The 23,059-nt window shown below is 40.9% G+C and carries 20 protein-coding genes; 13 read left to right on the top strand and 7 right to left on the bottom strand.

Annotated features, from left to right (window positions below; translation table 11 throughout):
- A complete protein-coding gene (gene viaA / locus MHN79_RS15510) occupies nt 1-1,446 on the bottom strand; it encodes an ATPase RavA stimulator ViaA (RefSeq protein WP_239173627.1) in 1,446 nt (481 codons plus the stop codon).
- Nucleotides 1,447-1,458: 12 nt separating this feature from the next.
- Nucleotides 1,459-3,117: an ATPase RavA domain-containing protein gene (locus MHN79_RS15505; protein WP_239173626.1), complete on the bottom strand. Its 1,659-nt coding sequence runs from the start codon at nt 3,115-3,117 to the stop codon at nt 1,459-1,461.
- Nucleotides 3,118-3,388: 271 nt separating this feature from the next.
- On the opposite strand from MHN79_RS15505, the gene MHN79_RS15500 reads away from it, so the two are divergent.
- From MHN79_RS15500 to MHN79_RS15490, 3 genes are all read left to right on the top strand, one after another.
- Nucleotides 3,389-3,913: an NUDIX hydrolase gene (locus tag MHN79_RS15500; RefSeq protein WP_239173625.1), complete on the top strand. Its 525-nt coding sequence runs from the start codon at nt 3,389-3,391 to the stop codon at nt 3,911-3,913.
- Between the two features lie 10 nt (nt 3,914-3,923).
- Complete coding sequence (ltaE, locus tag MHN79_RS15495) at nt 3,924-4,931, top strand: low-specificity L-threonine aldolase (protein ID WP_239173624.1); 1,008 nt, start codon at nt 3,924-3,926, stop codon at nt 4,929-4,931.
- 774 nt (nt 4,932-5,705) lie between these two features.
- The gene (locus MHN79_RS15490; RefSeq protein WP_239173623.1) at nt 5,706-8,423 is read left to right on the top strand and encodes a glycosyl hydrolase family 18 protein; all 2,718 of its coding nucleotides are present in this window, start codon (nt 5,706-5,708) and stop codon (nt 8,421-8,423) included.
- A 99-nt stretch (nt 8,424-8,522) separates the two neighbouring features.
- Here the strand turns inward: MHN79_RS15490 and MHN79_RS15485 are convergent, their stop codons facing one another.
- Nucleotides 8,523-8,801 (bottom strand): peptidylprolyl isomerase, encoded by a 279-nt coding sequence (locus tag MHN79_RS15485; RefSeq protein ID WP_239173622.1) that lies wholly within the window; start codon nt 8,799-8,801, stop codon nt 8,523-8,525.
- Nucleotides 8,802-8,993: 192 nt separating this feature from the next.
- Here MHN79_RS15485 and MHN79_RS15480 point away from each other — a divergent pair, with 192 nt between their 5' ends.
- The 3 genes from MHN79_RS15480 to MHN79_RS15470 all read left to right on the top strand — a co-directional run bounded on the left by MHN79_RS15480 (nt 8,994) and on the right by MHN79_RS15470 (nt 12,411).
- Nucleotides 8,994-9,929, top strand: a complete 936-nt coding sequence (locus tag MHN79_RS15480) for a chemotaxis protein (protein WP_239173621.1) — start codon at nt 8,994-8,996, stop codon at nt 9,927-9,929.
- 138 nt (nt 9,930-10,067) lie between these two features.
- Nucleotides 10,068-11,084 (top strand): GGDEF domain-containing protein, encoded by a 1,017-nt coding sequence (locus tag MHN79_RS15475; RefSeq protein ID WP_160928190.1) that lies wholly within the window; start codon nt 10,068-10,070, stop codon nt 11,082-11,084.
- A gap of 322 nt (nt 11,085-11,406) precedes the next feature.
- A complete protein-coding gene (locus MHN79_RS15470; protein ID WP_239173620.1) occupies nt 11,407-12,411 on the top strand; it encodes a hypothetical protein in 1,005 nt (334 codons plus the stop codon).
- A gap of 43 nt (nt 12,412-12,454) precedes the next feature.
- On the opposite strand, the gene MHN79_RS15465 is transcribed toward MHN79_RS15470, so the two are convergent.
- The gene (locus MHN79_RS15465) at nt 12,455-13,387 is read right to left on the bottom strand and encodes an exopolyphosphatase (RefSeq protein WP_239173619.1); all 933 of its coding nucleotides are present in this window, start codon (nt 13,385-13,387) and stop codon (nt 12,455-12,457) included.
- Between the two features lie 290 nt (nt 13,388-13,677).
- Here MHN79_RS15465 and MHN79_RS15460 point away from each other — a divergent pair, with 290 nt between their 5' ends.
- From MHN79_RS15460 to MHN79_RS15450, 3 genes are all read left to right on the top strand, one after another.
- Nucleotides 13,678-14,349, top strand: coding sequence for a hypothetical protein (locus MHN79_RS15460; RefSeq protein WP_239173618.1), 672 nt, complete (start codon nt 13,678-13,680; stop codon nt 14,347-14,349).
- 172 nt (nt 14,350-14,521) lie between these two features.
- Complete coding sequence (locus MHN79_RS15455; protein WP_239173617.1) at nt 14,522-15,892, top strand: L-serine ammonia-lyase; 1,371 nt, start codon at nt 14,522-14,524, stop codon at nt 15,890-15,892.
- Between the two features lie 249 nt (nt 15,893-16,141).
- Nucleotides 16,142-16,822 carry a YafY family protein gene (locus tag MHN79_RS15450; RefSeq protein WP_239173616.1) on the top strand — a complete coding sequence of 227 codons (681 nt, stop codon included), beginning with the start codon at nt 16,142-16,144 and terminating at the stop codon, nt 16,820-16,822.
- Between the two features lie 293 nt (nt 16,823-17,115).
- Here MHN79_RS15450 and yjjG read toward each other — a convergent pair whose 3' ends face one another.
- A complete protein-coding gene (gene yjjG / locus MHN79_RS15445) occupies nt 17,116-17,790 on the bottom strand; it encodes a pyrimidine 5'-nucleotidase (RefSeq protein WP_239173615.1) in 675 nt (224 codons plus the stop codon).
- Nucleotides 17,791-17,886: 96 nt separating this feature from the next.
- Here yjjG and MHN79_RS15440 point away from each other — a divergent pair, with 96 nt between their 5' ends.
- A complete protein-coding gene (locus tag MHN79_RS15440; protein ID WP_239173639.1) occupies nt 17,887-18,807 on the top strand; it encodes a LysR family transcriptional regulator in 921 nt (306 codons plus the stop codon).
- Between the two features lie 143 nt (nt 18,808-18,950).
- The gene (elbB, locus tag MHN79_RS15435; protein ID WP_239173614.1) at nt 18,951-19,601 is read left to right on the top strand and encodes an isoprenoid biosynthesis glyoxalase ElbB; all 651 of its coding nucleotides are present in this window, start codon (nt 18,951-18,953) and stop codon (nt 19,599-19,601) included.
- Nucleotides 19,602-19,684: 83 nt separating this feature from the next.
- Here elbB and MHN79_RS15430 read toward each other — a convergent pair whose 3' ends face one another.
- On the bottom strand, nt 19,685-20,170 hold the full coding sequence (locus tag MHN79_RS15430; RefSeq protein ID WP_239173613.1) for a hypothetical protein: 486 nt from the start codon (nt 20,168-20,170) through the stop codon (nt 19,685-19,687).
- A 200-nt stretch (nt 20,171-20,370) separates the two neighbouring features.
- Between MHN79_RS15430 and MHN79_RS15425 the strand changes: the two genes are divergently transcribed.
- Together MHN79_RS15425 and MHN79_RS15420 are read left to right on the top strand one after the other, a co-directional pair.
- Nucleotides 20,371-21,285: a 2-dehydropantoate 2-reductase N-terminal domain-containing protein gene (locus tag MHN79_RS15425; RefSeq protein WP_239173612.1), complete on the top strand. Its 915-nt coding sequence runs from the start codon at nt 20,371-20,373 to the stop codon at nt 21,283-21,285.
- A gap of 89 nt (nt 21,286-21,374) precedes the next feature.
- Entirely contained in the window at nt 21,375-22,109 is a 735-nt protein-coding gene (locus MHN79_RS15420) for a dienelactone hydrolase family protein (RefSeq protein ID WP_239173611.1), read from the top strand.
- Nucleotides 22,110-22,154: 45 nt separating this feature from the next.
- Here the strand turns inward: MHN79_RS15420 and secF are convergent, their stop codons facing one another.
- On the bottom strand, nt 22,155-23,057 hold the full coding sequence (secF, locus tag MHN79_RS15415) for a protein translocase subunit SecF (RefSeq protein ID WP_239173610.1): 903 nt from the start codon (nt 23,055-23,057) through the stop codon (nt 22,155-22,157).
- Nucleotides 23,058-23,059: the final 2 nt, after the last annotated feature.

The raw sequence follows: 23,059 nt of genomic DNA, 5'->3' as shown, positions 1-23,059 counted from the left end.
TTACCACTTTTTCATCACCCGCCCCACCCAATTGGGGTGATATGCCCAGCAATGATCAAACAGAGACATAAGTTCGGGGTTTCCGTACTTGGATAAACTAATGGCGTGGAAGCGATTGTGTTGTTTTTTTAAGTTCGTAACTTGCTGTTGTAGCTCTTGCGACTGTTTGGGCGCAATAAAATCTGAAATGACAACCAAATCAGCATTTCGATATCTTTCCCCTTTCATTAAGTCGATTGACTTGACAAGAACAGGCTCCAAGTCAGTACCGCCGTGAAAGCTATAGGTTAAAAAGTCACTCGCATCTCTTAAACCATCTTGCCGAGTCAGCTGATAGGTGATTTGTTCAGTCGAAAATAAAATTACAAAACAGTCTCTATCTTCAGCGAGCGCAATCTGCATAAGCGCATAAGCAATCGCTTTAGCACATTGCTCAGGGAAACCACTCATAGAGCCAGAGGAGTCAACACATACTATGAATGGTCCCTTTTCCACATCGGCTTGCATGTTATCAGGCCGATGAGCTTTGACTTTACGCAAGGTTCTGGATTTACCTTGCATTCTATAGTTCATTAATCGCTTATCAACCAAGTGTTTATAGAATATGACTTCCAGCTCTGGGTAGGCCAAGAACATGGTTTCATTTGGCAGAAGCTTATTTAAATCATCACTCTCATATATGCCAACAATATCATCTGTCGCTTCATCTGACTTTTCCTCCACCATCTGTATATCTTCTGTCGGTGCTCGGTTTAGTTCAGGATCATTAACTTCACTAGCCATGCGACCCAGTTGTTGAGCGATATCTTGTAAGCCTTTATTTTTTTTCAAAAACTCTGCATGGCGTTTCATCGCTGAAAGATCGGTTTTACTCAATTTGGCCGCAGCCATATCCCATAGCCGACCCAAACTGCTTTCATCGCCTTCTTGAGTCACTCCATCCATGTTTTTCATCGTTTCCATACGTTGATATAAATCTTGGAGGAGTTTCTCTTTACTCGCTTCGAGTTCGGAAACTTGAGCCTGACGAATTGCATCAGACAAGCTTTGATACCACTGGTCGCAAAAGTAATGAGGAAACATAGGGTTATAAAGCCCTTTATTCTTTTCAATTAACCTACGTGCTTTGAGATAAAAAGCAGAGTGCCATTCGAGCTTTTTAATGACCTCTGGGATATTATCGAAAAAGGTTTGCTCATCCCAATGGATGACATCCTGATACAAAGCGAGCTCTTGCTGAAATCGCTCTGTCTCACAGACATTGGTGATGCGCTTTTTAACTGTGCCTCGCCATTTAAGAAGATGATTTTTTACTTTTGCTCTTACGCCCCTGTTCTCAGTCAAAGACATGACTTGAGAGCGGGCCATCAAGTCGTTTACCGCCGAATCTATGATCCCTGAATCAGCGATCATTAAAGCCAAGTTTAAACCATCAGCGCCCAACATCTAGATCACCTCTCATGCAAAGAACTGATTTAACTGCCGAAAACGCAGTACTGTGCGCTCACATTCGGTCTTTGTTGACTCCAGCGTTTGCTGAAGTGTTTGCAGACTCGATTCCATGATTCTGGGAAGATCTTGGTCAACAAAGAGGTGTGGTAAAGCGCCATGAAAATCAGAACGTACTTTAAGTAGGTGATGCTCTGCTTGATTGAGCTGATCAAGCGCTTGCTCAGACTTACCTAGCCAAGCTTGGTATAAGCTCTTATCCAACCCTGCTTTTGTCACTACAGATACCAGCACGGCACGATTGGCTATATCTTTAATTACCAGATTACTCTCTGCATCAAGATCAAATCGTATACGGCACAAGTTGGTATTTTTATTTACATAGCCATATACGTCACCGTGACCTTCTTTGATGACTTTTTCTAGGTCGCCCTTGGGTACATATACCCAACGGCTGTCACCTTTTTCAGATTCTGAAACCGACAAGTTACTTTGCAATAAAGCAAGCTTAACTAAGCCAGACGCGTTACCCACTTCATAGAGGTTTGCATCTGATATGTTGTAACTGTGGATTTGCTTTTTTCTAAGACCCGTTGTGGACTCCGTTGACAACAGCATCCCAAACTGAGATTCCAACTCTGCCTGAACCTCAGCCAATTCATCTCGACATAAAATGATTTGCTGCTCGACATCTTGCTGATCAAAAGCACAGGTTAGGGCAAACTGCTTGATGACACTCTGGACCATTTCACGAGACCCAGGGCTATTCCACAGACAATCTTGCAGCAATAACAAATCAAGTGGATTAACCTCGTCGCGACCATTGAAGTAAGCACTGGCTTTAAGCAGTTTGACCGCTTTTTTCCAACGCCGATCTGAAATATACATCTCTGACTCATCGATTTCACTACATTGAGCGGCTGCGTTTTCTAACATCTGCTTCAGCACATACAACTTTTCAAAAGTAGCGTCGCTCAATTCCAGTTGCTCAAGCTCTGATTGCCATTGATGGTACTCCTGCTCAGTAATCGCTAAGCCTTCAGGTATAATCGCTTCTTGTATTGTCCCCACCGTCAGCATAGATTTGAAGTTCTGCTTGTTCTGAATTCGATTAACAAAAATACGTACGAGCATCCTATCGTATAAGGCTTCTAAGCCACTATCTTCATCAGGCAGTTCATTAGAGGCTGAAATGAGCAAACGCATCGGGACTTTGGCTATATTGTTACCATTTTTGAACGTTTTCTCGTTCACTACTGTCAGCAAGGTATTTAAAATAGCGGGGCCCGCTTTCCAAATCTCATCAAGAAATACTACCTCAGCGGTTGGTAAGTAGCCTTCGGTCAAGCGCACATAGCGGCCATTATCTTTAAGTTCTTGAATACTAAGTGGTCCGAACACTTCTTCAGGGGTTGAAAAACGTGTCATTAAGTATTCAAAATAAGAGGAGTTGTCGAATGCTTGAATCAGCCTCTTGGCAATCAGACTCTTGGCAATTCCGGGAGGACCCAGTAAAAATACACTTTCACCAGCTAAGGCAGCAAGCAAACACATTTTTATCGTATCTTCTCGTTCATAAACACCGTCAGACAAGGCTTGAGCGAGTTTATTGATTCGTTCAGAGAGCAACGCTTTTTGCGCATGGGACACTCTAGTAGGGCTAATCATAGTGTGTTCCTCTGAATATTAACTAGCATGTGTAATCTGCATAGCTTTATACATTTGTTATAACCCTGTTACAAGTGGATTTTTTCGTTTTGATCAGCCTTTATATCAGAAGCGCTTTTTACGTAACGTATTGAAAACTTTGATTTCAAAATTGGGACGTAAATCACTGTAACAGTGTCTAAGGTTTGAGACATAATGTCTAATAACCTTTTTTCAATCGTTGATGATTTGCATTATATCATCACTCAATAATGACTTAATTATAGATTATATGGACTCACCTTTGAAAACTCTCCACACTTGGAAAGGCATTTCTCTCCAAGAACTGAAAACCACACTACCTAATGGTAGAGTTATTACCCATACAACGATCTCTCACCCTGGTGCTGCGGTGATACTTCCAATACTCCCTAACGGTGACATAGTACTGGTAAACCAATACCGGCCATCATTAAAGAAATGGCTACTTGAATTGCCTGCGGGTACGATCGAAAACAGTGAACCTCCCGAACTTTGTGCTGTGAGAGAATTATCAGAAGAAACTGGTTATCATGCTGAAACTATGATATCTCTTGGGAAAGTGACGCCTTTGCCTGGCTTTTGTGACGAAATTCAATATCTATACGTTGCTAAAGGCCTATCAAAAGCTCACCAACTTATGTGCGATGATGACGAAATCATAGAAGTAATTTCCTTACCTTTCTCTGAAATAGAACAAAAAATCATCGAAGGTGAAATTACGGATACTAAGACTATCGCATGTATCAGCAAAGCAAAATTATGTGGATACTTATAGGAGATAAAACATGGACTTCCGTTCGGATACCGTCACTCGACCTACCCAAGCAATGCGACAAGCTATGGCAAATGCCCCAGTAGGGGATGATGTCTATGGTGACGATCCGACCGTAAATGAACTAGAGACATGGGCAGCAGAAAGGCATGGCTTTGAAGCGGCTCTTTTTACAAGTTCAGGAACACAGGCTAACTTACTCGGCTTAATGGCTCATTGTGAGCGAGGGGATGAATATTTGTGTGGTCAGCAAGCACACAACTACAAATATGAAGCTGGCGGTGCTGCGGTATTAGGCTCAATTCAGCCACAACCAATTGAAAATAATCCAGATGGCACGCTTGATTTTGACAAACTTAGAGCGGCAATTAAACCAGATGATAGTCACTTCGCTCGAACAAAATTACTAAGCCTTGAAAACACCATTAACGGAAAGGTGTTACCACTTTCCTATATGGCGGAAGCTCGCAAATTTTGTGACCACCACAAGCTTGGACTTCACTTAGATGGGGCAAGAGCTTACAATGCTGCGGTTGCTCTTAACGTTGATATTAAAGAAATTGCTCAGTATTTTGACTCTATGACGGTATGTCTGTCTAAAGGGCTCGCTGCACCAATAGGCTCGCTGCTTATGGGAAGCAAGGAATTCATTGCAAAAGCGCGTCGTTTACGAAAAATGGTTGGTGGCGGGATGAGACAAGCAGGGATTCTGGCAGCCGCTGGTAAACTGGCACTGACTGAACAAGTCAGCAAGCTTGAGACCGACCACAAAAACGCAAAGACACTTGCAGTCAAACTCAGTCAACTACCAGGCTTTCATGTCAACCCAGACTTTGTTCAAACTAATCTCGTGTTTGCTAAACTGGACTCCAACATTGACATACACACTATCGCTGAAAAGCTAAGTCATGATGGCATTCTTATTAGCCCGGGTAACCCTGTCAGATTCGCCACTCACAAAGACATATCTGTAGACGGTATAAACGAGCTAGTAGAAAAGTTAAAAACACACTTATCTTAAATGAATAATAACTTGGCCCTCAGCATTGATGGCCAAATTTTATTATCAACGTATCAATAATTCCCACCCATAACCCTTTTCACCACATTGACTATATTTATAATTTACTGGCCTAGATTAAATATCTCAACCAAATCACGAATCTATTTTAAGCTCTAAAAGCTTATGCATTTTATCAATCTATAAATAATAATTATTTTTATGCGTTATACTATTATTTTTCCGAAGAATATTGATATGAAAAAATGAGGTTTTTAGAAAGCTAAATATGAAACTTAAGATTCAAGATGATGCTTATATCCAGTTTGGATTACTCATCATCGATTTATAGATAAATTCTCTATGCTTTTATTATTTCAATGATTACATAGATATTATGTATACAAAACACAAAATGCTATACTGATTTTTAATAATCAGAGACAATTAAATTAAGTCAATAGGTAAGCACAAAAGCATAGTGTTATGATATAAGATAAGAAAGAGTAAGCGTATTTATTTAACATCGTCACTAGTGTTATTTCTTACCATTCATTATTTTTACAAAATCAACGTAATTTAAAGCATTCACTCTAATAAAACCAATCATAAAAAGTTTCACAAATCCTAAAAAATTAATGAAATTTAATCCAAAACATATATCAATCGCATAAAAAAACACTCTTTTTCTCGTTAATAAAAATAAAAGCTAAATTTTAAGTGCCTGCCAATCGGAAGTATTCATCTGTATATATTTGTAGGCCGCTTAAAAGGTTTTGAAAAAAGGAAAAAGCAATGGATATTAGATTTAAATGCCGACGTCAGTTGAAAAATAGAAGAACTCCCCTTTCAACTATAATAGCCCTAACTCTTGGTACCGCATGCTTAACTGTACAAGCAGCACCGTCTAAGCCCCAACTAAGTTACGACATGACCAGTGTGAAAAACCAGTCTTTTGTAGAAATAAATGGCGAGGCAGGTACACAATCATACAAAAAGGCCGTGATCAGACGCGACAGTGTTTCCTTTCCTGTAGATTGGGATGTTTGGTATAATAGCGGGACTCCAGCAACACAATGGCAAGTGAAACTCGACGATAAGGTCGTTTATACCGAAGCTATTAATGGGCCTCAAGGCTCTGCATTTTCAGGCACAACCACCATTCAAGTCGACAAAGCTGGTCAATACGATATGACGGTTAATGTGTGTGATGCTAACGGCGATTGCTCTTCATCACCCGTTCACAAAATTACAGTCAGTGATACAGATGGTAGTGGCATGGCTCCACTTACAATGAATGTTGATAGTAACAATCAATCTTTCCCACCTCAGCCTGACGGCACGGTTGTGGGTAGCTACTTTGTTGAATGGAGTCAATATGATCGTAAGTTCAGCGTAGATAACATTCCAGCCGAAAACCTTACGCACATCATCTATGGTTTTATCCCTATGTGTGGCCCAAATGCTTCACTTACAGATAATGGTGCTCAAACTGCGCTTAAGCTTGCGTGTGGAGATTCTAAAGATTATGAGGTTGTCGTACATGACCAATGGGGTGCCTTTGGTTCAAGCCTACCTGGCACTGAGAATTCCTCAATCAAAGGCACCTACGGCCAGATGATGGCACTCAAGCAACGTTACCCAGATCTTAAAATTTTGCCTTCAATTGGTGGGTGGACATTATCAGACCCCTTCTATGGATTTACCGATAAAGCAAACCGTGACACCTTCGTTGCTTCAGTTAAAGAATTCCTTCTTACATGGAAATTCTATGATGGTGTCGATCTTGACTGGGAATATCCCGGCGGAGATGGTGCCAACACAGAGTTGGGTAACCCAGATCTGGATGGTCAAGCATACGTAGAGCTAATGAAAGAACTGCGTGATATGCTGGATCAGTTATCAGCTCAAACCGGCAAAACTTATGAGCTAACTTCCGCTATTGGTGCTGGCTGGGACAAAATTGAAGATGTTGATTATTCAGATGCTCAACAGTACATGGACTACATCTTCGTTATGTCCTACGACTTTTATGGTGCATGGAGTACCGATCTAGGCCATCAAGCCGCTCTTGAGTGTGGTTCTCATATTTCACAAGGACAATGTGATGGAACTGAAGATCCTGATGGAGGTCCAGAGTACACAACGCACAATGCAGCAACTCAATTACTTGAGCAAGGTGTTTCACCAAGCAAACTTGTTTTAGGCGCGGCCATGTATGGACGTGGTTGGAAGGGTGTCACCCGAGACAGCATGACCGACCCGCAAAATCCAATGACAGGTACTGGTGTTATGGCAGGCGATGCCGTTGAAACCATTGACGGCAGTTGGGAAAAGGGTGTTATTGACTATAAGGATATTGTTACCGACTACTTAGGCCAACCAGGTGTAGAATACCACTACGACCAACAAGCTCAGGCTCCATACATTTACAAAGAGTCCACTGGTGAACTGATCACCTACGACAATGCACAATCTGTGGAGGCTAAAGCGGCTTATGCTCGTTCACATGGATTTGCAGGCTTGTTCTCATGGGAAATAGATGGGGACAATGGTGATATTCTAAACGCTATGCAAAATGGACTTCTAAATGGCGGAGAAGGTGTAAATCACCCACCTGTAGCTGATGCCGGTGAGGATAAATTGGTTACTGAAGCTGGCGTGGTCAATTTGGATGGCTCACAATCTCATGATGCAGAAGGTGAAGTATCATATCTTTGGGAACAAATAGCTGGGCCCACAATCGCAGTTAACAATGCCAACAATGCAGTAGCAACGATCACGATTGAAGATGACGGTTCAAATAATGTATACAGTTTCAAACTGACTGTAACGGATCAAGATGGTGCATCTGCATATGATACTATGAAGGTGACGACTGAATTTAGTACTAGCCCAGAAAATAACCCACCAGTAGCGGTTATTACTGGTCCTTCAGAAGCTAATGCTGGCGAAGAAGTCACTTTAGATGCTTCTGGTAGTTCAGATCCTGACGGTGATAGTCTAACTTACTCTTGGTCATCTGCCGATGTAACCCTCAATGCGAATGGAAGTTCAGCAAGCTTTATTGCGCCTGAGTTTACTCAAGATACCAATATCACTGTATCTGTAACCGTTTCAGACGGTTCAGCAACAGATACAAAAAGCCTTACTATCTTGGTCAAAGCGAAAGAAGATGGTGGCACAGGCGGCTCATGCTCACAAACGGACCCAGAGGCTAGCAATGTTCCGGCTTGGGTGAGAGGTCAAGCCTATACAACCGAAACCGTCAGCCACAACGGCTTAGTGTATACAGCAAAATGGTGGAACACAGATGAACCAACACCTACGGCTTCTGCTTGGAATTTAGACTCTGAAGTCGAACTTCCTTGGACAGCTGATGCGGTTTACAACGGTGGTGACCAAGTTGACCATAACGGTTCGCGCTGGGAAGCTAAATGGTGGACACAAGGTAATGAACCAAGTTCTTCATCAGATGTTTGGGTAAATGTTGGCGGCGCGCATTGCCAATAAGATATAAAACCCTCTAAATTAAAAGCTCATCTCTAAATAGATGAGCTTTTTCATTTAATGAGATGATATACCTAACAACCTTTCTATTTAGTAACAAAGCTAAGTTCGATACAAAACCTTCACTACATGCCATCCAAACTTGGTTTTCACCAAGTGAGGGACGAGTGTCTCTCCCTGAAAACAAATTTTGTCAAATTGTGGCACCATTTGACCTTTACGAAACTCACCCAGATCTCCTCCCTTCTTTCCTGAAGGGCAAGTAGAGTACTTTTTTGCCAAAGTCTGAAACTTTGCACCTTTTTTAAGCTGTTTAATTATGTCTTCAGCTTGTTCTTTGTGCTTTACCAGGATATGTAAAGCTGCGGCAGAGTTAGCCATGTACTGCTCTCGCTAAGTCATCACATCAAATTGACAAACATTGTAACTAAATGAAGTGAAAACACCACAGCAAAAGGTCAAAAAACGAACAGAAATTTAATTTATCACCTAAAGTATCCGCTCTAGATTGATAAGATTTATAAATGATATAACATCGATGTGGGCAAATAGAAAAGACGAGTATTTCTGAATATGGCAAAGACAGTCAGTAAAGCAAATCAATCACAAGGGATGTTGATGTTTACGCTTACCCACAGTAAGCAGCTTTTTGCTATTGGTACATTAAAAGTTCGCGAGATTGTACCGTACCAGCCAACTACCCAAATCCCGTATTCGCACCACCATGTTATAGGTACAGTGACGATTCGTAATAACACAATTCCAGTTATTAATATGCCGGCGGCCATTGGGTTACGTCCCATTCAACCTGAAGAGTATTCTTCATGCTATTTGATTGTAACGGATTGCTTGAGAACCGTTGTTGCCTTTATGGTTCGTTCTATCGAAAAAATAATCGAATGCAATTGGAAGTCGATTGAATCTTCACCTCAAGCAACCGGTAAAAATGTTTTCGTTACTGGTATTACACGATTCGAGGATCAAATTGTTCAGATGCTGGATGTTGAACTTCTATTGTCAAAAATTTACCCTCAATACGAATCTAATACTATACCTATGCTTACCGACATCGAGAGAGAGAGGTTAAAAGCATTGAAGATCCTTTTGGTCGACGACTCTTCAATTGCGCGAAAGCAGTTATCGGACGCTCTAGACAGTATTAATATTGGCTACCAAATTTGTAACAATGGTGTTGAAGCCCTCACTTTAATGCGAGAGCAAGCCAATAAAGACCAACCCATTCAGCTATTGGTGAGTGATATTGAAATGCCTGGTTTAGATGGCTACGAGCTCGCTTTCGAAGTTCAAAATGATCATAGTTTGAGCAAAGCCTATATCATACTGCACACTTCACTATCGAGTGAGATTTGTACAGACAGAGCCCTTCAAGTTGGCGCACACGAAGCACTAGAAAAGTTTAATGCTGGCGACTTGATTAAAGCAATGCTACGTGGCGCTGAACTGCTAGAAAGTAAGGATAAAGGTCAGGCAACTGAGTTGCTAGTTTAGTATGTGGATAAAAGTGATCGGCTAACTTATTAATATCCAAGCAACATCAATTTTTTATACATATTAACTCGAGCAGCCCGTGCTGAAATCCGCTAATCTTATTCTATTGGGTAGTTAACGAAGAATATTAATCAGAAGATGCTAGACGACGATTTCAAAAAATCGACTGCTAACTTAAAAAAAGCTGTCCCACTCATGATGCAAAACCATGTGGCGGCAACGCCAGCTAATTACGCTTTGTGGTACACCTATGTTGATAATGCGATTCCTGAGATGAATCAGGAGTTGGATGATATTATCGAGAATTACGGATTGTGTCCGCCAGCAGCAGGAAAACAACTCTACGATAGCTTTGTAGCAAGCCGTTCAGAGACGGATATGAAAGAGTTGAAAGCCAATGTTGAAGTATTGGTCAACCAAGTGGCCTCCTCTATGACGGATACTCTTTCTGATACATCTCATTTTTCTGACGTAATAGATAAAAGCTTTGAAAACCTAGAACGGTTTGAGGACCAAGCTATGTCTATTGAGGACGTAACTAAAGTCGTTCGTCAATTGATCTCCGAATCGAAAGAAATCAGAAACTCTACAAGTTTTTTAAACACTCAACTCGAAACGGCAGCAAATGAAATCCAAAGGCTCAAAGAGCAACTCGCAGAAGTGCAACAAGACGCTCTTTTTGATGGGTTGACAAGTTTATATAATAGACGGTCTTTCGATAATGATATCAGTGTGTTGTGTGAAGCGGAACAAACTATGTGTCTAATACTCGCTGACGTGGATCACTTTAAAAATCTAAACGATACTTATGGACATCTCTTCGGGGATGCAGTGCTAAAAGGGATTGCTAAGCGATTCCAGCTCAGTAGTAGAGATGGTATTCATGCTTACCGATATGGTGGGGAAGAATTTGCATTCATTGTTCCAAATAAACAACTCCGAATTGCTAGGCAATTTGCAGACAGTTTGCGACGCTCCATAGAAAAGTTGTCGGTGAAAGATAGACGTTCAGGAGAATCCATAGGCAGCATAACGGCTTCATTTGGTGTAGCCGAATTACAACCTGGTGAATCCCCAGAGTCACTGATAGAAAGAGTGGATAAGCTTCTCTATGAAGCTAAACAGCTTGGGCGCAACCGCGTAATGCCAATATAGAATAGACACGTCATATAAGCTGGGCGTGTCTAGCCATAACTAATACCCGCTAGCTACATACGAAAACTCAATAAGCCCCCACCGCAACTTAAAACCTCAAAATACCTCAAAATAACATCAATTCCGATAGACTGTGAGAGGCGCAAGATTTCACAAATTATCTTAAGACACCGCACGCACCAAAGGGTAACGTTATTAGCAGAAGTTTTAATAATTAATGTGTGTATTTATGTCTCTACTGAGTAGTATTGAAACGAGCAGATCCAAGTATTCGCTATCTTCACTTAGTGATAATGCCAGTGGAACTGATTTTGCGCGTAGTGTGCGTCGTGTTAATCAAGATCAGATTAACAAAGACCATATAGCGAAGAGAAAAGTTTTTTCTCGCCACAGTATGAAATCTTCCTCGACCATTAAACTCAGACCATCCCATAAAAATAATCGACCAGCAACACATCTTCATCAAAGCCATCACACATGCAGAAATGATCCTCCTACAGCATCAGCTCGACAGTCACAAAATTCTATTTTAGCCACATCAAGATTAGATCTACTCGCACAACATTCCAAAACGAACAGTATTGGTGAGTTCATCGGTCGTATAGTTGCTCACGCAGTGATAGATAGCATCGGTGATGAAAGTCTGAATATTACTGGTATAAACAATAAATTATTACAGCCACTTATAGAGTTTGCACTTTTAGGTAAGATTGATTCACAACCTCGGAATAAAGATGAATTTTATCAAAAACTATCAAAAAGAAAGCGGTTTATTTATAGAAAAACGTATCGAAAAATTAAAACGTGCTTATCTCAACCGCCAAGTTCCGATCAGCCGATAAAAGGTTGGAAATCCAGAAGGCTTCATAAAGTGACTGCTGGCATCAAAAACTCAATACTGGATCAACCAGAATTGAAGAATGTTCACCTAAAGGAAATGGTAAGCTCCAAATTTAATCAAAGTGCGGATGCTTTCGTCGCAAACTCTAGTTTGTTTATAGATAAAGATTATGGAAAATCTAAACGTCACAAGCTCGGTTACGCTATCACTGCTGGTTTTATCGCAGTATTAAGAGAGCGAACACCAGGGGTAGTTCAGCGCGTAAATTTAGCCAATCAAGTATTTGATGTTGGTGATGCAATGAGGACAGCTCAAAGCACAGTGAAGTTAACTAATCTGAATCAGGCTTTAACCAACTCTTTTGGTGACCAAGTAGATGACATCACTATGACGTTAAGCTCCGCGACTAAAGCCGTGAGCGATGCTACAAGTGAAATCACATTTGAGAAGTTTTCAAAAGCATTCACAAACTTTTTCTGGGGCTAACATTAAAGTTCAACTGATTGTATTAACATAAAATCCAATATTTTCAACCATCAGAAGTTATAGCATCGATGAGGTCTTGCAATACCTGATCAGCTTTTTCATTTTCAATCTGACAAGTTCCTGCAGCTTTGTGACCACCTCCCCCATATTTTAACATTAACTCGCCGACATTTGTCTTAGAGCTCCTATCAAATATGGATTTTCCGGTCGCAAATACTGTTTTTTTCTTCTGAAAACCCCACAGCTTGTGGATTGAAATATTACACTGGGGGTAGAGCGCGTAGATCATAAAGCGATTACCCGCATAAATGGTATCCTCGCCCGTAAGATCCAGTACGACTAGATTACTATGAACCGTCGCGCATCGCTGAATTTGCTGCTTAAACAAATTCTCATGCTCTTTATAGAGTTCTATGCGCTCTGCAACATCAGGATGCTCAAGAATTTCCTCAATAGTATGGGTAGTACAATAATCGATCAGATCCATCATCAAATTGTAATTAGAGATCCTAAAGTTTTTGAAGCGTCCAAGCCCAGTTCTTGCGTCCATGAGGAAATTGAGTAGATTCCATCCTGTCGAGTCTAACACTTCGTCTCGTGTGAACTGTGCTGAGTCACCTTTATCGACCGCTTCCATCATACCCAGCCAAGCTTGAGGGAAGACTTTCTCACCACCATAATGCTCCCACACAACCCTTGCCGCAGAGGGAGCATTTGGATCAATAATATGATTAGGTCTTTCACCCGGATTACGAATGGTTTCAGAGAGGTGATGGTCAAAAACAAGATGAGCATGCTTAACGTAAGGAAGGTTAGTCACAATATCTAAAGAGGTGATATCAACCAGCCCGTCTTGCATGTCTTTAGGATGGACAAATTTTATATCGTCAATAAGACCGAGTTGCTTGAGCAGAACTGCGCATACTAACCCATCAAAGTCGCTACGCGTTACTAAACGATGTTTCTTTTCCGGCATCTGTAAATCCTTATCTCCCAGTGTTTAGCCTAACGCACCAGCCAACACCAGCTTTAATATCCGACGAATAGAATGATGATTTTGTCTTACCTTTAGTTTAGACACCTTCGATCGTTTAACAAACTTACACTTGTTTTTTCCCCTCTTTAAACTTGAAGAGGGATACAATAGTCTCTCAAACACCACAATTGAACAGCGTTTTATTTTGACATTATCATGACAATTGACATTATAATCACATTAAAGTGTGACAAATATCTCAAATAATTTCTTATGAACTGGTTGTCACAATGAAGCACAAGCAATCCACTTTTAACGAACGCCATTTGGATGCACAAGTTAGTATTTCAGATAAGTCAAAAAAGATTCTATACCGATCTTCGCTCAATGCCTTGGTGATACTTGCAATTGGGCTTTTAGTAAATTTAGCCATCCGTGTAGACTTTTCCATTTTAAAACATGGCTTGGGGGAGACATCGATCACTGAAGCACTTCAATCGCTTATGCTGATAATATCCGTTAGTTCCTTCTTCCTTGTGATCCGCGAGCGTAAAGAGCTCAGTCATGCGGCAACACTAATTTTCGGTTTTTTAGTCGTATTGACCATCAGAGAAATGGACGCTTGGTTTGACATGATCTTCCACGGAGCATGGGTGTTTCCCGCTCTTCTTGTCACAATCGCAAGCTGTACATATGGATTCAAGGGACAAAAAAACACGATTAATCAAATGGCTACTATCTTGGATGTTCGCCACATGAATACCTTGATTGGTGGCGTCGTATTACTGATCGTATTTTCACGTTTGTATGGCATGGGAAGCTTCTGGCATAGCGTGATGCATGAATATTACATACGCGAAGTTAAAAACGTATCTGAAGAGGCGATGGAGCTTCTGTGTTACTGCCTTATTGCTCTTGGCGCTGTTAAAACACGTTTAACTCTTAAAAATCAAATAGTTTAAAACGAGGGCACTGATTGTGCCCTTATCTTTTTTTCCTCTCAATTATTACCTGATTTTTCCATAATTCCTGTACAAAGCCCCTGTTTATCTATAGTGTCAACAAGGTTACCAAATTGTTAACTATATTTAACGAGAGTCTGGATAACAGACCATTTAAACAGGAAGTAAACATATGCTGTCGATTTTTGATATCTTCAAAATTGGAGTTGGGCCATCAAGTTCTCACACCAATGGGCCCATGGTAGCTGGCTACCATTTCACAGACCTGCTAAGCGAATCAATATCCAAAGTAGACAGAATCCAAGTCGACTTATACGGCTCATTGTCTCTTACGGGTAAGGGCCACCATACGGATCGTGCAATCATACTTGGTTTGATGGGTAATAAACCTGACACCATAAAGATGACCAGTGCCAAACAAGCACTGCAAGACACTTTTGAGAACCACACATTACTGTTAGCAAACAAACAAGAGATCAGGTTTGAATATGAAAGAGACATTATTTTTCATACCACGAACCTCCCTCTGCACGAAAATGGAATGACTGTAACCGCCTACGACTCTTCTGGCTCCCAACTGAAAATGGAGACTTACTACTCCATAGGTGGTGGATTTATTCTCACTGCTGATGAGCTAGAAAATGGCAGTTCAGACGAATCGGTTGAAGTGCCTTTCCCATTTACTTCTGCTGAACAAATGCTTGAAATGGCGGAGAAAAAAGGGCTTAGTTTAGGTGGTATGATACTGCAAAATGAAGTTTGCTTTTTCAACACAAAACAGATTGACCAAAAGGCAGAGCAAATATGGAAGGTGATGTCTCTATGTATGGAGAGAGGATTTGAAACCGAAGGCATACTCGAAGGCGGTCTAGAAGTCACCCGAAGAGCACCAAATTTGCTTAAAAAGCTAGAGGCTAATCAAGCCGTTGAAAACGATCCGATGGAAGTTATGGATTGGATCAACCTTTTCGCTTTTGCAGTCAGTGAAGAAAATGCAGCAGGAGGTCAAGTGGTCACCTCTCCCACCAATGGCGCCGCTGGCGTTATACCTGCTGTACTTATGTATTATCATCGGTTTGTTAAGGCTCTCGATACTAAGCAAATTAAAGACTTCCTAGCAGTTGCTGGTGCAATTGGTATTTTATACAAAACCAATGCATCAATTTCAGGTGCTGAAGTCGGTTGCCAAGGGGAAATTGGTGTTTCTTCTTCAATGGCAGCGGCTGGTCTTACCGCACTGCGTGGTGGAAGCAACGAGCAAATCTGTATTGCAGCAGAAATAGCAATGGAACACTCATTGGGGATGACATGTGACCCAATTGGTGGACTCGTTCAAGTGCCTTGTATCGAGCGTAATGCAATGGGCGCAATGAAAGCCATCAATGCATCAAGAATGGCGCTAAAAAGGACTAGTAAGTGTCTAATATCTCTAGATAAGGTTATCGCTACTATGTATCAAACCGGTAAAGATATGAATAAAAAGTATCGTGAAACATCCCTTGGCGGGTTGGCTGTAATTCATATAGCTCCGCCTTGTGAGTAGACGACTATAAAACAAACAAAGCCTTACTGATACAGTGGGGCTTTTTAATTGCCACTTGAGTTAGATTCAGTACGACCTATTATTTCTATATTATCTATCTGATCAGGCTCACATTTATTGATATAAACATCCATATTTGCTAGTTTTCCCTCTAATTGCTCACCATTCATTGATTTAACATATTGATAGGTAGAAAATTATTGACAGGACTCGATAACAAATCTCATTATTTGGTAATTGAGGGCTCTAATGGCCAAACATGAAAGACTACTTGCTCTACTGACTCTATTACGTTCAAAGCGCTATGCGGTAACGGCAAGTGAGCTTGCTCAAACCTTGTCGGTCAGTGAGCGCACCATATACCGGGATATAAAGTCATTGTTACATTCTGGAGTGCCGATAGCAGGCGAAGCCGGTATTGGCTATGTCTTAGAGCGTGGCTCCCATCTGCCTCCATTAATGTTCACCCAGCAAGAAATGATAGCATTGGAACTGGGAATGCGAATGGTTCGAAGTTTATCCGACAAAGAGCTTGCAGAAGCTTCTACGACTGCTTCTGCCAAAATTATGTCCGTCTTGCCTGATAAACTTAAAAAGCAGGTTGAGAATTTTCCTATGCGTGTACCTGATGTACATACAAAAAGACTCGCCACAAAATCCGCAAAGATATTACTCCATGCAATAAATGACCATCGCAAAGTCCTATTGACCTATACGACTGAAGCCAATGAACAGACAATACGAACGATTCAGCCTTTGGGTCTGATATTCTGGGCACACTCTTGGACGTTAGTGTCTTGGTGTGAGCTCAGGAAAGGTTATCGCCAATTCAGGTTGGATCGAATGGATGAAATACTTGTTCTATGTGAGAAATTTGAGGTTTCAGAGGACAAAAGCTTGGAGCACTATGTCATGACACGTGCTCACTAATGTTATTGTATAAATTTGATAATCACTGGGTGTAATATTTGTTGCCATCTTACACCCGTTCATGTCCCTGAGAACATCGAACTCTACTTGTTCCGATACGTAAGGAGGCCCTTCTTGAGTATTCATGTCTCTGACATGGAAGAAAACTTTTTGGGCTGGCGGGTTCTTGGTTGAGATCAATCCATAGCCATGTTTCTCGTCCCATTGAATTATTACGCCTAACACAGTGCTACATCCTAGTAAATTAATTACAACACTTATACTCGAAATTATAGACTGGGGATCACAACATGTTAAGGAATGAGAATCTTTTTCAATTCTACAAGTGAGTTTACAATGTAGGTAGGCTCAAGACCCTCTTCTTTCTCTGCGTTATACCTATTTAACCAACAGGTTTCGATACCAAAATTGATACCGCCTACAATATCAGATTGGAGCGTGTCCCCCACCATCAAAACCCTACTTTTACATGGGTAATTCATTTTTCCCAGAGCATAATCGAAGATCTTTTTATCTGGTTTAGCAACCCCGACTTGTTCTGAAATAATTACTTGCTCAAAGAACTTCTTCAATCCTGTTTTTTCAAGCCGAACATCCTGTAACTCTTCAAAACCATTGGTAATGATCCCAAGTTTTGCTCGCTCAGATAAAGAGTCAATCAAATCTCGTGCTCCTGGCAATAAAGTACAAATGTCTGCCATGGCATTCAGAAAAGCACTATTTAACTCCATAGTTGTAGTGCCAAGCTTTTCGGCCCACTGTAAAAATCGGGAGTGTTTAAGTTCATGGGCATCAATCTTACCATTTTGGTAGGCTATCCACAGAGGTTTGTTGACCTCTTGGTAATGGTTGTAATCTGCTTGGGTAAAGTCCACACCTTTGCGCGAAAACATCAGTTGCATGCCTTTGAATGCATCAAAATGAAACAGTGTTTCATCTGCATCAAATAATATCCAATCGTACTTCATTTTATTCTCCTCGATCTTCAGCAGGCATTGTAGATTGTTTTCCAATACATGATAATACTCTCATCGAGAAACTAATTGTTTACTTTTTCTCAACCAATGTATTCATATACGTCTATACCCGTTTTTATTGCTGTAGTCGAAAGCGGAAGCTTCTCGTTAGCCGCGAAGAAATTGTTGATTACCAAATCAGCGGTAAGTAAACGCATAACTCTACTAGAAGAGGAGCTCGGTTGTCGTTTACTTAATAGAACCACGCGAAAGCTGAGTCTTACCGAAGCAGGTCAGCAATATTATGACTATGCATCTCAATCTCTCGCACTGGCTGAGCAAGGGATCAATACCGTTATTGAACTACAAGGGAAGCCACGAGGTAAATTAAAAATAACAGTACCTATGTCATTTGGTGTAAACCATATTACGCCTTTTCTTTCTGAATTTATGACCAAATATCCCGACCTAGAGGTCGATATGGAACTTGAGGACAAAATGGTAGATTTGGTTCAAGGAGGCTTCGATCTAGGGATCCGAATTGGCCATTTACCGACATCAAACCTAGTTGCAAAGCGACTGACGATATGCCGAAGTATACTATGCGCTTCAAAACATTACCTTGAACACTATGGGGAGCCACAAAAGCCCAAGGATCTCAGTCAGCACAATTGCTTACGGTATGCTTATTTCAAAGGCGGGCAAAACTGGGAGTTTAAGAACTCTGCAGGAGTATCGAGTGTCTTACCGCAAGGCAATTTGACGATAAACAACAGTGAAGCAATACGCAGAGTATTGCTCGACGGTCTCGGTATTGCGCAAATGCCAACATTTCTTATATCTAAAGATATTGTATCCGGAAACTTAAAGCCTATCATGACCAACTACTCCTTACCTGTTCATGCGGTGTATGTTGTCTACCCTGAAAGAAAACACCTGCCACTAAAGGCCCGGGTTTTTATTGACTTTATGGTAGAAAAACTATGTCCGAATATCCCTTATTGGGATCAAGCTATATTTGACAGCTAATTTAAGTCAATTAGCGATCACTAGGTACCAACTCGGAGCTAATGATAAAAATTATCAAAAAAGCTCCTTAACGAATTCCAATTTCACTTAGATCGTGTAATCTGAATCCAGCTTATAACCATGTAAAAACTTAGGAGATAATAATGACAAAAGTAGCAGTAATTCTCAGTGGTTCCGGCGTTTACGATGGTGCAGAAATTCACGAATCGGTATTAGCCTTGCACGCCCTTGAAAAACAAGGAGCGAGCTGGCATTGTTTTGCTCCCAATATTGAACAACTACATGTGATTAATCACTTAACTGGCGAAGAAATGCCAGAAAAACGCAATGTCCTCACTGAAGCTGCTCGTATCGCCCGCGGGAATATTGAAGACGTAGCAAACCTAAAAGCTGACGACTTTGATGCACTGTTAGTCCCCGGAGGTTTCGGCGCTGCTAAGAATCTTACTGACTTTGCCGTTAGTGGCGCTGAATGCAGAATAAATACCCATGTCAAATCCGCTTGCCGCGATTTCGCACAAGCGAACAAACCTGCGGGTTACTTGTGTATCGCTCCAACCATTATTCCTATGATCTACGATAATGGTGTCAAAGCTACAATTGGTAATGATGAAGGCACTGCTGCAGCCTATAATGCATTGGGCGGTCTGCATATCAACTGCCCTGTTGATGAAATCGTTTTTGACGAAGAGCATAAAGTTCTGTCAACGCCAGCTTATATGTTAGCTTCAACGATAAGTGAAGCAGCAAGTGGTATAGAAAAGCTCGTCGAGAAGTTAGTTAAACTGGCTTAAATTAATATTTAGATGGGGTATTTAAGCCCCATCTATCAATCACATCAATCAAACCGTCATCTAAGATTTAATGGGCAAAAACTTTAATAAGAACGAGTCAGTAACCCTAAAATAGATTCTCTAGACTCACCAAAATACAAAGTTACTGATTTTGTCTCTTCCTGCGCAAAACTTCCATCCTGCACAATTCGTGTAGGTGAGGCGTATTGCTCGTTACCAAAATAGGCTTTTATTTGACTTGGCTTAAGTGACACACCACTACCAGAATGGTTTGTTATCGTGGCTTGTACCATGCGTTTACCACCTTGACTACTATAAATGTCGTATGACTCTAAACTGAAGTAGCTGTATGCAGGTTTATCTCGACTGCTTTTAGGCTCAGGAACATATTGTGAGCCATCAATAGTCCTTACATAGTGCATACTATCTTGTGATTTTTGCTGTGACTTTTTAATTCCCTCAAGGCTATCTTCGATATTACTCAGGTCCACCTTATCGTCATTCCAAGCCGCTAAACTCGTAAAAGAACTTAACAGTAATACCAAGACACATAAATTACGGACCATCATTATTCACTCCATGGGTTGTGGTACGAAACGGGCAATCAGGCTATCACTTGCATTAATGATGTCAATAACACCTAAGTTAATATCATGTTAATTTGAAATTTCAATTAGGTTTCTAGGACTTTATATTCATAGTTACAAACTGTTAGAATCAAACAATCAATTAATCGCATCAACCACTAATGACCTTGAGGGACGAAATTATGCCAACAGTCAGTATTATCGGATTGGGAAGCCTAGGTGGATTCGTGGCAGCAAGGTTATCAAGTTTACCCAAAGCACAGATCCAGTGGATACTTGGTTCATCTGAACGAAGTGGAGAGGTACAATTAGACTGTAAGGTTCCTGTATTGGCTCAAGCCGACAGCATTTCTCATAGTATCAAGGATATAAATGGTGAGATCGTCTTTTTAACCATAAAGACCTACCACAACAAAAAAGTATTTCATCAGCTAAAAGGTTTCAAAAATAAAACCATTGTATTATTACAAAATGGGATTGGGGAAGATGAGAAACTGGCAAAGTGTTTAGATTCGAGTAACTGTATCGTCAGCGCAACAACTCACATAAAAGCCTCCTATACTTCCTCCCCGTATACCGTTACTCTCCATAACGAACTAAAAGACTGCCTGTATACAATTTATCAAGGTCAGCCAAGCAAGCACCTAGAGGCTGTATTCAAATACGTCTTTGATGAAGTAACACCACTACCAACCGCTCACCACGTTAGACTTCCCAAACTACTGATAAGTTTTGCGGCAAATGCTGCATCATTTGTGTACGACTCAGATATGCAAGGCTTGGCTCAAAGCTCGCTATGCCGAGAACTTATGCTCAACATAGAGGAGGAATTTTTAAATTTATTTGAATACCACGACATACCTCGCCCAGAGTTTGACATAACTAGGCTCATATCCATACTGGACAACCCTTCATATAAGGGCAGTTACTTCAGTATGAAGGAGGATTACAACGAGGGAAGAAAAGTTGAATTCGACGCAATATTCAAAGCGACTTGCGATTTCGCTGCTTTACATAATATTCCATTTACCAAAAGCTTGACCGTAAGCCAAAACATAGAAAATTTAATCGCTACACCTAGAACACTCTTAATGTGACATGTTCGATATTCTTTTATACATACGACGTCGAATATTTCCTGACTATACCATTGCAACTACACTTCATTGGTTGAATGGAGGGATTTATGAACATACGACTATTAACCTTAACTGCTCTATTATCGACAAGCACAGCTATGGCAGGTGAGAACAAAATTTACAATGTAAATGGTCAAGAATACGAGGGATACTGGGCAAAAACGAGCGAGAAAGCGCCACTGGTATTACTCATTCATGATTGGGATGGCCTCACGGACTATGAGGAAAAAAGAGCTAAAATGCTGAATGATTTAGGCTATAACGTCTTCGCAGCGGATCTTTTTGGTAAAGGCATTCGTCCTACAGAAGTGAAGGATAAAAAACAACATACAGGTGAGCTATACAAGGATCGAGAGAAGTTGAGAGCCTTAGTACTAGGCAGCTTAAATTATGCTAAAAGTCTTGGTGCAGATTCGAATAATGTTGTAGTAATGGGATATTGCTTTGGCGGTGCAGCGACACTTGAAGCTGCGCGTTCAGGTATGAAAGCGAAAGGTTTTGTCACCTTTCACGGCGGCCTGAAAACACCAGAGGGCCAATCATATAAAGATACCTCAGCGCCAATATTGGTGCTTCATGGTACTGCTGACAGTGCGATTACTATGGATCAGTTTGCAACCTTAGCTAATGAACTAGAAAATGAAAACGTAGACCATGAAATGATCACTTACAGTGGTGCTCCACATGCTTTCACTGTGTTCAATAGTGAACGCTATAGAGAAAAAGCGGACAAAAAATCATGGCTGCGCTTTACTGAGTTTCTTGAATCTACCACTCAGTAGTCAATATATGCCCCATGAACAACATCATGGGGCTTTAACGCTATGCTAAGGGGCAGAATCTACTTCTGCGGGAAGGTAGTGCTTAGGCTCGAGCTTCAGCCATTCTGGTAACACAGTCCCTATTGAAATTGATGACCAAGTGCCTGAAAGAATGCCTATAAACATTGCAATAGCAAACCCTTCAAGTGCATTACCTCCCATGATCCATAAAGCGGTCACGGTAAGTAAGGTAGTACCTGATGTAACCATGGTCCGAGAAAACGTCGCTATCACTGCTTGATCATTAATATCTTCTATCGGTGTTGACTGCTTTGCAACTAACAACTCTCGAATTCGGTCAGCAATGATGATTGAATCGTTGAGTGAGTAGCCCAAGATAGCCAAAATAGCGGCAAACACGGTTAAGTTAAATTCCATCTGAGTCAGTGCAAAAAAACCTAATACCAAAACGACATCATGAATAAGTGCGAGTAAAGAACCACTAGCCAGCCTCCACTCAAAGCGGAAGCACAAGTAGCCAAGAATACACATCATAGATATAAGTAATGCTAAACCACCTTGGTCAACCAAATCTTGACCGACTTGCGACCCAACCATACTGTTACTAATTACATCGACCTTATGCGAAATATCTGTCAATAACGTCGCTATATCAGGAGATTCCACACCTTCATCCGGTACTGGATAGCGTATAATCCAACGCCCTTCTTGGTCAGAGTGGGTTACCGAAGTAAATTCACCTAAGTTAGGTTTAAGATGCTCAAGTAAATCATTATTGCCCAAATTTTTATCTACTTGAACTTCTGTCACCATACCGCCAGTAAAATCAAGCCCCATATTTAGGCCTTTAGTTACAAATGCAGCCAGAGACACAACCATCAAGGCGACTGAAACGAAGCTGGTGATATAACGAATTCGACGAATATTATTCTTAAGATAGTGAACCATGA

It is taken from the genome of Vibrio sp. Of14-4 (assembly GCF_022347625.1).
GTDB lineage: Bacteria > Pseudomonadota > Gammaproteobacteria > Enterobacterales > Vibrionaceae > Vibrio > Vibrio pristinus.
Note: the sequence above shows the minus strand (reverse complement) of the source record. Positions and strands in the feature narration are given on the sequence as shown.